Source organism: Chryseobacterium sp. Marseille-Q3244 (genome assembly GCF_940807095.1).
Classification (GTDB): Bacteria; Bacteroidota; Bacteroidia; order Flavobacteriales; family Weeksellaceae; genus Chryseobacterium.
In genome coordinates this window covers 127,705-139,212 of the sequence record NZ_CALNWX010000010.1, presented here as the reverse complement: position 1 = coordinate 139,212, position 11,508 = coordinate 127,705, and the positions used below count along the sequence as shown (strand labels likewise).

The window sequence follows — 11,508 nt, the reverse complement described above, 5'->3', positions numbered from 1 at the left end:
TCCTACCAGATTTTTATTTTAAATGATACTTTAATATGATTGTTTACAATACTTTCCACAAAACAGAACTTTCTGCCTTTTATTATAGCCATTTTTCATAAACGATTCTTACCGGACGATAACCCTGCGAAGCCAGCCAACGCTGCATCGTATCATTGTTACAAAGTGTAAAGCGATATATTTTTCGGATGGTATGATCAGAATACATCTCTTCAAATGCTTTATTAAGAGCTGAATAAATACCTTGCTTTCTGTATTCCTTTTTTACATATCCTTCAGAAACATAGAGATCATCGCCTTCTCCCAGTTCAAAATTACTGTCATCTTTTTCATCAACATATCCAAACAGGAAACCTATGGCCTTTCCATCAGTTTCTGCAATGAGAAAAGTACCCTCATTTTCTTCCTCACATTCTGCCATAAACCGGAGATAATTGTCCCGGATCTGACTCCAGTCGGCAGTGTTATTATTCATCTCTTTTTCAGAAATGTGAAGTTCTCCTACCAGTTCATCTACGATAGGCAAATTTTCAGTGATTTTAATTTTTTTGATGGAATAGTTCATAATGATATTTTTTTACCAAATTCCGGCTTAATTATTTCCCTCTCAATGGGCTTCCATACCACGAAGTATTATCTGAAAGAACTTCTCCTTTCATGACTAATGAAAGAGCATCGATGTTTACATTATTTCCAATTTCAGTATCATATAGAATAATTGTTCTGGAGTTGATGGTTGTCTGACTTCCGATTTTTACCCCGCCCACTTTCATAATTCTGTCTTCAAAAAGATGGGTTTGAGGTCCGCAGTCTTCATTCAGCATAGATTCGTCACCAATGGATACCATATCAAACTCTGTAATATCAGTGGTGTTTAGCCATACTCTTTTACCTATTTTAACTCCCAGAAAACGCATGAAGAAAGGGAGCCACCATGTACCACGAAGAAAGTCAAGGAAAAACTGTACAGGAAGTGCTTCATAGATGGTCGTAATTCCTTCACTCAGCCATACTTTCAGACTATACATCGGCATTTCGGTTTTCTTGTACTTTCCTACGAATATCCATTTCAGTAATACTGTAAAGAAAAAAGAAGGTAAGGCAACGATTCCCAAATAATAAAAAGGAGCAAATAACAACAGATAAAAGATTTTCCCTTCTAAATAAGTACTGGTATAGGCAATAAATAATACACTGCATATAATAACTACCGTTTGTGGAAGAATAATTCTGATTCCCTCTACAATAGCTCTGGCCAGTTTAAGACCGAAAGAAGGGTTGTAGGTGAGGTTATCCTGGAACCCGTCAGATTTCTGTCTCGAAGGAAGTCCTATTGGTGGAGATCCGAACCAGTCTCTTTCAGATGAGTTTTGAAGCTGTTCTTCAGAAGGAGCTTTACTCAATACACCAATCAGCATGTTGTCTCCTAATTCATATCCTTGCGGGATAAGTCCGCTGTTTCCTACAAAGCTGTTACTTCCGATAGTTGTTTTAGATAAAATTAATTTTTCATTTCTTACATCATGCTCTCCCAAAATAACTGCATCTGCAATAAAGGAGCCTTCACCAATCTCCAGAAGATGGTGTGAAACATCGCTGGCTGTTGATATTTCGGCATTTTTCCCCACTTTTGCACCCATCATTCTATAAAATTTACTGATATAGATTGAAGCAAAAAGCGGGTGAACAATAATAAGCGACAGATTAAAGATCTGATCCTTGATCCATTTTCTGTAATAGGTAAAACTGTATACAGGATAGATTCCCGGTTTCATTTTGTATTGTAAAATCCTTGTAAGGATACTTACAACAGCGATAAACAGTAAAATATATACAGTGGAAAGTATCGGAGCCTGCCATAGATAATAAAAACTATAGTCAGAAGAACGGTCATCCAGATAATACAAGGTGTAAAGCGTAGGAGCCAATGGTAAAACAATCAGAAGCGGAAAGAAAAATAAAGAACATGAATATAACAAAGCATACCGGTTTCTTTTAGCCGCCGAAGAAAGCTTAGGGACTTCAACTTCTTCTCCTGTTTTTACCCTTACTTTTTCAGCAGGACTCCCATTCCATACTTCACCAAATCCGATTTTTCCTCCTTCATTCAGACAGCTCAAGTCCTGAAGTTCTCCAAATTCTTCAATCACTGTATCTCCACATACAATGACAGAAGATCCAAGATAAGAATGAGCCTTAATATGTACTTTTCTTATTCTTAAAATACCATTTTCAACAGAAGCGTTATCGATACTGCAACCTGAACTTGTATTTACATTTTCATCAATGGTAACAAGGTCTTCAGCAGCAATAGGTAATAAGCTTAGCTGGGCGCTCGGATGCACTTTTACTCCCAGTAATCTTAAATATTTTGGATATAATGGTGTTTCTACGATAAATTCAGAAGGCATTAATCTTTTGATGGTTTTCCATAACCACCACCTGAAATAATACCATCCCAAAGCGGATAATCTCCTTCCTTAATTTTTCCGATCACCAGCCATTTGGTTAAGACAATAATGAGGGAATATACTGGTGGAATTAAAGTGTACAGCAAAAATGCACTTAATAATGCATAGTGTAATCCATATCCGTTAAGCTGAAAATAATAATAGCTTAAATAAGGAAAAAATATCTGGATACTCAACAGGGCAAATACCACCAGAAGACTTATAGTCTGGGCAATATTACAGGCGATATACTGCAAAGTTGAAACCCTGTGAAAAGGTTCCTGATGGGATGCTTTTTGTGTTTGTTTATTTTTAAGGCATTCCGAATAGGCCGATAGTGGACGGTTTTCATAAATTTCCTTTAATGAGGCAGTCGGAATTCCTGCTTTCTGACGTAAATGTGATACTAAATTAGCCGCAAGCAGAGAATGCCCTCCCAGATCGGTAAAAAAATCCTGATTCAGATTAATATCCTTTCCCGGAAATACCCATTTTAGGGTCTGCAATAGTCTTTCCTCTACCGATGCTTCAATATCAATATTAATATCATCATTTTTTTGATGAACGGTAAAGCTTTCCGGAAGGGGAAGACGTTTTCTGTCAATTTTACCACTCGGCATCCTTGGCATTTCCTTCATCTGAACAATGGAAATAGGAACCATGTAGGGAGCTAAAAATTTAGCCAGTTCCTTTCTCATTTCATTCTCATCAAATGAAGCTTCATTACCCATAACAGCATATCCAACAAGTTGACCTTGTCCATTAGAATCTTCTTTTACTGCTACGGCAGCGGAGGAAACATCCTTAAGTTGGTTCAGATGGGTTTCTATCTCGCCAAGTTCAATTCTGTACCCTCGGAGTTTAATTTGGTCATCTATTCTTCCCTGGAAATCAATAAATCCATCTTCCCTTATGATAACAGCATCTCCCGTTTTATAGATCTTGTCTCCAGGAAGCTCCGGAAAAGGATTGGGCAGGAATTTTTGTTCAGTGAGTTCCGGAAGATTAAAATAACCATTGCTTACTCCTGGTCCTGAAATAATCATTTCACCACGTTCTCCTCTTGGAAGAATATTCATATTTTCATCAATAATAGCAATGTGATAATTGGGAAGCGGAGGGCCAATTGTAAGATCTTCCTGACTGTTCAGCCTTACCATATTAGATGAAACAGTGGTTTCTGTTGGGCCGTAGCTGTTAATAAATACTCTGTAGGGTTTGGCCCACTTCTCCTGAACCTGCTTAGTGCAGGCCTCACCACCGGTATTAATAAACCTGATGGCAGGGACCTCATCTATAATGGCCAGAATACTTGGCACCGCATGAAGTACCGTGATATTGTTTTCTGTTAAAACGTGGCTGAGTTCATCGATCGCTTTTACCGTTGTAGCATCGGCAATCCAAATGGTGGCTCCGGCAAAAAGGCTGATCCATACCTCTTCACACCACATGTCAAAAGAAACGGAAAACCCCTGATAAACAATGTCCGTATCTCTTATCTCTATAAAATCCTGCTCGGAACGTACCAGGTGGCATATGTTTCGGTGGGAAATGGGAATTCCTTTAGGGTTTCCAGTACTTCCGGAAGTAAATAATACATACGCCCAGCTATCCGGATTAGAACGGATTGCAGGAGGTGGAACGATCTCTTGCGGTTGAGAAGCAATTGACAATGGCCGACAGTGGATGTGTGCATCCGTATCTGAAAAATAAGTTTTAACATGAATATCAGTAAAAACTTTCTTGATTCTGTCTTCAGGCATTTCCCGGTCTAGAGGAATGTAAGAAGCACCTGCTTTTAAAATTCCAAGTATCGCTACTGGAAGTTCTAGGCTTCTTGGATACCAGACCCCTACACAGTCACCGGGTTGTACACCCTGGCTTTGCAATTGTAGAGCAATAGCATTACTCCAACTATCCAGTTCGGCATAAGATATTTTTTTATCTTTAAATATAAAGGCCGTTTTGCCCTCATATTTTTCAAAAGTGGGAACCAGTAATTCAGGCAGAGTTTCGTCTTTTATAAACTCTGGGCTGATTTTTCCTAAAATCAGACTTTTCATCATTAAAAATATAATATATATGTGTTGGGAAAATTACATAAATGTAGTTTATTTCTACTCATATCCAATCTGCAAATTCGTTTTTTAGTTGTAATTTTGCAGCAATTAATGTTTTACTAACTGTAATTAAAACCTAAAATCTTCATGCTTACTATTTTATCGCAAAATTTTTCCCTTGTTAATGAATGGATTAATGAACTTCGAAACGTTCAAGTTCAGCATGACCGAATGAGATTCCGAAGAAATATGGAAAGAATCGGAGAAATTGCGGCATTTGAAATCAGTAAAGGATTAGAAGTAAGAGATGTTGAAATCCAAACTCCTTTAGATACCATTAAAACCAGGGAAATTGCAGTACAACCAGTGATTACAACCATTTTAAGAGCGGGTGTTCCATTATTCGAAGGGATTCTTAACTATCTTGACAGAGCAGATTGTGGTTTCGTAGCAGCTTATAGAAAGCACGATGCCAATGATTATTTCTCTATCAAGCAGGATTATCTGACTTGTCCAAGTATTGAGGGCAGACCTTTAATCGTAGCAGACCCTATGTTGGCAACTGGAGCTTCTCTGATTGAAGCCATCAAAGATCTATTGACTAACGGAAGTCCAACTCAACTTCATATCGTAGCAGCTATTGCTTCAAGGCAAGGTGTTGAAACGGTCCAAAATGCTTATCCTGAAGCTCATATTTGGGTAGGAGCTATTGATGAAGAATTGACATCCAAAGGCTATATTACACCAGGATTGGGCGATGCCGGAGATTTAAGCTACGGAGAAAAACTTCAAAGGTAATGTTAGGAAAGATTCCAGAAATCTTTTATTAAATTCAACAATAAATTGGGTCGTACTTTATCCATGGGATGCTTTGTCTCAGGAAGTACGGCCAATTTTGCATTGGGAAGTTCTCTGTAAACGGTTGTGCTTTCGTCAATAGTGACCATATTGTCTTTATCTCCTACCATAATCTGAACCGGAATATTAATGGCAGAAAGATTATTTTTCAATGGTGGATTTTTACCCAGATCAATCATTAAATCAGCAATAGCAGGAAGTAACTGTTTCCATTTTGAACCATGTTGCTTCTCTAAAGTCTGAGCGTAATGAGGGATTTTTTCAAGAATAGCATCCGGATTAAGCATTTTACTTTCTTTTAAAGCTTGCTCCTCAGTCCAATCGAATTTTGTCCCCAAAGTCATAATCGAATGTACATTTTCAGGATGTTTCATGGCGTAGCAAAGAGCAGTATAACCACCCATGCTGTGTCCCAGGATATGCACATCCGTTAGATTGTTTTCTGTACAATATTCTGCTAACTCCTGGGTATATTTCTCTATATTAATTCCATCTGAAGGAAGTTCACTATTTCCATGTCCTGAAAATAAAGGGGTATGAATCGTAAAATAGGATGAAAGGTCATCCAGATAAGGGTTGAATATTTCGGAGTGACCTAAAGCTCCATGCAATAAAACCAAATTCGGCATGATTATTTGTTTTCCGGAAAATTAAGCAAAAGATTCGGAACACGAAAACGAAGGAATCATACCAGAATTTAGCCTTAAAGGGTTGGTAGATGTACAATAGAAACCTATAAGCTTTAAACTTTGATTCTTCACTTTTCTATACATCCATTGCTATCACCAGGACACTCACCGTATTATCTCCAGCATTTAAAATCTCCCAGGCAATAGAGGAAATCGTAGTTCCTGTTGTAAAAACATCATCAATGAGCAGAATATGCTTTCCCGTTATAGATTGGGTAACCGAAAAGGTATTGATCGTTTCCAATCTATGCTTCTTATTCTTTAGCGCTTGGGCTTTGGAATAGTAGTTTCTCTTGATGAGTTGATGATTAAACGGGATTTCATAATATTTTGAAAGGGTTTCTGTATACAAATGAAGCTGATTATAACCTCTTTCTCTCTGTTTTTTAGGGTGAAGAGGAACGCTGACCAGAAGATCCGGTTTTTGATCTTTAAAGTCCAATCGCTCGGTAGTCCATTCTGCAATAATTTTTCCTGTAATTTCTCTGTTTCTGTATTTTAATTCATGAATAATTTTTCGGCTTAAGCTATCTTCCTCAAACTGAATAAGGGCATAAGTGTTTTCAACAGGAAAAAGAAGTTTGCATTTTTCCTTTACTGGATTATTTTCGAAATAATTGTAGTGTGTAAAATGAACTTGACCAAAACATAGATCACATATTAAGAGATCACTCTCAATAATTCTATTACAATGAAGGCACCGGTTGGGAAAGAGCAGATCTAATATCATAAGTGTGTTTTTACTAAGATATAAAATAGTTTTGAGTCTTTATACCCAAACCTTCAACTTAGAAATCCTTCTTTATCTTCTCAATGGCATTCTTCATGCTAAGGTTAAAATGTTCTTTTTCTAATCTAACCGGTGGCGCTTGTCTTACTTCACAGTCTGGGATACTGCAAGCTTCACAGGTAACTCCTACATTAATGGTTTTTAACGATGGAGATTTTATGAAGCTGATTTTTTTGATCGTTTGTGAGTTTAGTAAAATCCCAAGGCAATAACTTCTGTTGCTTCCATCAGAAAAAGGATTTTTCTGAGAGGTGGAAATAACAAGATAGCTTATTCCCTGATCTTTATAATGAGAAATCTGAGCATCCGTAAGAGTTTCATTTTCCTTTAAATGGTGTAGGTTTTTCACAGCAATCCATCTTCTGCAATAATGTTCATTCATTGCATTGGCATGAGGAGCCTGTTGATGATTTAGATGAAGTTCTTTAAGAATTTGAATCTTTTCAGAGCCTTTCTTTTTAACCAGACATAAATAAAACAGATCTTTAATTCCCATTTCCGCAGAAAGAATATTGGTGAGTCGGTAATAAAAAGTTTCAGGTGAATGGGTAAAACTGTTAATGAGATTGGCAAAGTTCTCCGGTTCCCAGGTATTTTGCTGGAAAAATTCAGAGGCTTTTTCAATGGCTGGTTCTTTAGAAATTAATAAGGCGCCTGCAAAGTAAGAAGCATAAAAATTATTAAGGATTTCTTCAAAACTCCCAAAATCAAGCCATGAATAAGTGGTAGGACGAACTTTCAATTCCAAAACATTAAACCCTATTTCCTTTGCCAGGATAAATGTTTTCTGATCCTTTTCAAGCTTTTTATTCAGAAGTAATAATTTTTTATCCGGAAAAAATAAGGATCGTAAATTATCCAGTGTTCCATATTTTTCAAAATCTTCCCATTGAATCGTATAACTAAATTTTTCAGTAAGAATGGTTTCCAGAATATCAGACTTTAAATCTTTATCAATTTGAAGATGATTTTCTTCCGTGAATAAGCTTACTTTATCTTCAATTTCCGGAAAATAATTATCATACAATTCCTGAAAAGATCTCAAAACAGCAAAATAAAACCTTTCCTTTCCAAGATTGTAATTTTGGGAAATTTCTATCAGAGCATTGATAAAAGCGGTAACTTTTTTAGGAGCATCACTAATGATACTGATGAGATTATTTTTGTTGATTCCAAATAATTCCAAAGGAACTTCCTTGAAGAAATCAGATTGTAGAATTTCATTAAAAGGAGCAAGGCTTTTATCCAGTTTTGTAGAAACTAAATCATCAAAAGTACAGTTCAGTGCATCAGAAAGCTGGATGATCTTATCATGTTTTGGGTATTTCTTCCCATTTTCAATCTCATTAAGGTAAGATTTTGATAATCCGGTCTTTACTGCAAGATCCTGTAGAGACCAGTTTTTCTTTTGTCTCTGTTGTTTCAGTTTTAGTCCGAAGACTGTTTTGATAAAGTCGCTTTCTGAATTCATTACTCAAATATAAATAATTAGATGCGATTATTCGCATAATAATTTTTAAATAAATTTAGCGAACGTTCGCTGTTTTATAAAAGTTTTTGTTTATGTTTGTAATATCAAATCACAAAATCAACATGTTATGGAAACTAAGACTCAATTAAAAATTACGGCTCAAGAGCAGTTTGAAGAAATTTTCACTCCCGATTTGATAGATTTCTTAATCGCATTACACCAGAATTTCAATCATACAAGAATAGCACTTCTGGAAGAACGAAAAAAAACGCAGAAAGAATTCGATCAGGGAATTCTTCCGAAATTTTTGAAGGAAACAGAAGAGATCAGAAATGGAAATTGGGTTTGCGCACCATTGCCGGAAGATTTATTAGACCGAAGAGTAGAAATTACAGGTCCGGTTGACCGTAAAATGATTATTAATGCGCTGAATTCCGGAGCCTTTACCTTCATGGCAGATTTTGAAGATAGTAGCTCGCCGACTTGGGAAAATGGTATGGAGGGACAAATTAATCTTTCCGATGCTATTAATAGAACCATTGATTTTACCAACGAAGCAGGAAAAGCTTATCAGCTGAATGAAAAGACAGCCGTTTTGTTAGTCCGTCCGAGAGGATTACATCTTCCTGAAAAACATATTAAGATTAATGATGAAGAAACATCAGGATCCCTGATAGATTTTGGAATTTACTTCTTCAGAAATGCAAAAAAGCTTCTGGAAAAGGGAAGTGGGCCATACTTTTATCTTCCGAAATTGGAACATTATAAAGAAGCAAGGTGGTGGAATGATGTATTTGTCTTTGCTCAGGAATATTTGGGAATTCCACAAGGAACTATCAAAGCAACGGTTTTAATTGAAACCATTACAGCCTCATTTCAGATTGATGAAATTTTATATGAATTAAAAGAACACAGTTCCGGTTTGAATTGCGGAAGATGGGACTATATTTTCTCATATATCAAAAAGTTTAGAAACCTTCCGGAATTTATTGTTCCGGACAGAGATCAGGTAACAATGACCTCGCCTTTTATGAGTGCGTATTCAAAAAGAGTGATTGAAGGCTGCCACAAAAGAAATGTTCATGCGATGGGTGGGATGGCAGCGCAAATTCCTGTAAAAAATGATGATGAAGCCAATAATATTGCGTTCGAAAAAGTAAGAAGCGATAAAGAAAGGGAAGTAAAGAATGGCCATGATGGAACCTGGGTAGCACACCCTGCATTAGTTTCAGTAGCTAAAGATATTTTTGATGAATATATGCCTTCCAAAAATCAGATCGATAAAAAATTTGAATACAACATACAGGAAAGTAATCTGCTGGAAATCCCGAAAGGTGAAATTACAGAGAAAGGAGTAAGAAAGAATATCAATGTAGGAATCCTCTATCTCGAAAGCTGGTTGATGGGAACAGGAGCAGCAGCAATTTATAACCTGATGGAAGATGCCGCTACTGCTGAAATTTCAAGAACACAAATCTGGCAATGGCTGAAAAATGAAGCGGTATTAAGCGACGACAGAACATTAACCAGAAATATGGTTCTTCAATGGGAATCCGAAGAAATGGACAATATTGAAAAATATGTGGGAGAAGCCCGTTTTAAAAACGGAAAATTCAACCTTGCCAAAGAATTATTTAATGAGTTGATCTTCTCAGAAAATTTTGAAGAATTTTTAACCCTGAAAGCATATCCTTTTATTTAGTTTGAGAGTAGAAGACTTGAGTGTTTAAGAGTTTTAATCCTGTATCTGTTGATAATCATTCTAAACCTCGTATCCCGAATCTCGAACCCTATAACTCAACAAACAAAATCCAAATATTATGAAAACAAGACAAGAACAAATCCAGGCTCTAGAGCAAGATTGGCTGACAAACCCACGCTGGAATGGCGTAAAAAGACCTTATACAGCAGAAGAAGTTTTAAAACTTCGTGGCTCTTATACTATTGATTATACGATTGCAACAGAAATGTCTAAGAAATTCTGGGAGAAATTAAATACTCAGGATTATGTGGCAGGATTGGGAGCATTAACAGGTAATCAGGCTGTGCAGGAAGTGGATGCCGGTTTAGAAGCAATCTATCTTTCAGGATGGCAGGTAGCAGCAGATGCAAATCTCTCTGGCGAAATGTATCCCGATCAGTCTTTGTATCCAGCGAATTCAGTACCATCTGTAGTGAAAAAAATCAATAATGCTTTATTAAGAGCAGATCAGGTTCAGTCAGTAAGTGGAGTCGGAGATAAAGAATATCTTGTTCCCATTATCGCAGATGCTGAAGCCGGTTTTGGAGGAAACCTGAATGCATTTGAACTGATGAAGCAAATGATTGAAGCAGGAGCTGCCGGTGTACACTTTGAAGATCAGCTTTCCTCTGCAAAGAAATGTGGACATTTAGGTGGAAAAGTACTGGTGCCTACTCAGGAAGCCATTAATAAATTGATTGCAGCACGCTTGGCCGCTGATGTATTGGGAGTTCCGAGTCTTATTATTGCGAGAACAGATGCAGATGCTGCAGACCTACTCACTTCAGATATTGATGACAGAGATAAAAAATTTGTAACAGGAGAAAGAACTTCCGAAGGATTTTATGTAGTAAGAAATGGAGTAGAACAGGGGATAGACCGAGGATTGTCTTATGCACCTTACGCCGACCTGATCTGGATGGAAACTTCAAATCCGGATTTAGAGCAGGCTAAAAGATTTGCCGATGGAATTCATGCAAAGTTTCCCGGAAAAATGCTTGCATATAACTGTTCACCTTCATTCAACTGGGCGGCTAAACTAAGTGTTGAAGAAATGTCTACTTTCCGTGAGGAGTTAGCTAAAATGGGATATAAATTCCAGTTTATTACATTGGCAGGATTCCATGCTTTAAATACGGCGATGTTTGAATTGGCTTTAGCCTATAAAGAGAAAGGAATGGCCGGGTATTCAGAACTTCAAGAGCGTGAATTTGCTTTACAGCAGAAAGGATTCAGGGCTGTAAAACATCAGTCCTTTGTAGGAACAGGATATTTTGATGAGGTTCAGAATATTGTTACCAACGGATCTTCAGCTACCGTAGCGATGAAAGATTCTACAGAGACGGCTCAGTTTCACTAAAGTTCAGTTTTTTGCATTATACATATTATCGAAGCTCTCCTCAATTTTTGGGGGGGGCTTTATGTTGAAGGAACTTTTGGTGATGAAAG

At 37.0% G+C, this 11,508-nt stretch carries 9 protein-coding genes; 3 read left to right on the top strand and 6 right to left on the bottom strand.

The window, feature by feature from the left end; all coding sequences use genetic code 11:
• Positions 1-82: 82 nt before the first annotated feature.
• From NBX25_RS17525 to NBX25_RS17515, 3 genes are read right to left on the bottom strand one after another with little or no spacing between them, the layout of a single operon-like run.
• Positions 83-565 (bottom strand): GNAT family N-acetyltransferase, encoded by a 483-nt coding sequence (locus tag NBX25_RS17525; protein ID WP_250254589.1) that lies wholly within the window; start codon positions 563-565, stop codon positions 83-85.
• A 31-nt stretch (positions 566-596) separates the two neighbouring features.
• Positions 597-2,411 (bottom strand): Pls/PosA family non-ribosomal peptide synthetase, encoded by a 1,815-nt coding sequence (locus NBX25_RS17520; RefSeq protein WP_250254587.1) that lies wholly within the window; start codon positions 2,409-2,411, stop codon positions 597-599.
• Positions 2,411-4,516 carry a non-ribosomal peptide synthetase gene (locus tag NBX25_RS17515; protein WP_250254585.1) on the bottom strand — a complete coding sequence of 702 codons (2,106 nt, stop codon included), beginning with the start codon at positions 4,514-4,516 and terminating at the stop codon, positions 2,411-2,413. Before NBX25_RS17515 ends, NBX25_RS17520 begins: the two co-directional genes overlap by 1 nt.
• A gap of 141 nt (positions 4,517-4,657) precedes the next feature.
• On the opposite strand from NBX25_RS17515, the gene upp reads away from it, so the two are divergent.
• A complete protein-coding gene (gene upp, locus NBX25_RS17510) occupies positions 4,658-5,308 on the top strand; it encodes a uracil phosphoribosyltransferase (RefSeq protein ID WP_123910197.1) in 651 nt (216 codons plus the stop codon).
• 2 nt (positions 5,309-5,310) lie between these two features.
• Here the strand turns inward: upp and NBX25_RS17505 are convergent, their stop codons facing one another.
• The 3 genes from NBX25_RS17505 to NBX25_RS17495 form a co-directional block, all read right to left on the bottom strand.
• Positions 5,311-5,997: an alpha/beta fold hydrolase gene (locus tag NBX25_RS17505; protein ID WP_250254584.1), complete on the bottom strand. Its 687-nt coding sequence runs from the start codon at positions 5,995-5,997 to the stop codon at positions 5,311-5,313.
• 136 nt (positions 5,998-6,133) lie between these two features.
• Positions 6,134-6,787: a ComF family protein gene (locus tag NBX25_RS17500; protein WP_250254582.1), complete on the bottom strand. Its 654-nt coding sequence runs from the start codon at positions 6,785-6,787 to the stop codon at positions 6,134-6,136.
• Between the two features lie 58 nt (positions 6,788-6,845).
• Positions 6,846-8,318, bottom strand: coding sequence for a helix-turn-helix domain-containing protein (locus tag NBX25_RS17495; protein WP_250254580.1), 1,473 nt, complete (start codon positions 8,316-8,318; stop codon positions 6,846-6,848).
• A 127-nt stretch (positions 8,319-8,445) separates the two neighbouring features.
• Here NBX25_RS17495 and aceB point away from each other — a divergent pair, with 127 nt between their 5' ends.
• Together aceB and aceA are read left to right on the top strand one after the other, a co-directional pair.
• Positions 8,446-10,020: a malate synthase A gene (aceB, locus tag NBX25_RS17490; RefSeq protein ID WP_250254578.1), complete on the top strand. Its 1,575-nt coding sequence runs from the start codon at positions 8,446-8,448 to the stop codon at positions 10,018-10,020.
• Positions 10,021-10,138: 118 nt separating this feature from the next.
• Positions 10,139-11,419, top strand: a complete 1,281-nt coding sequence (gene aceA / locus NBX25_RS17485) for an isocitrate lyase (protein WP_250254576.1) — start codon at positions 10,139-10,141, stop codon at positions 11,417-11,419.
• Positions 11,420-11,508 lie beyond the last annotated feature (89 nt).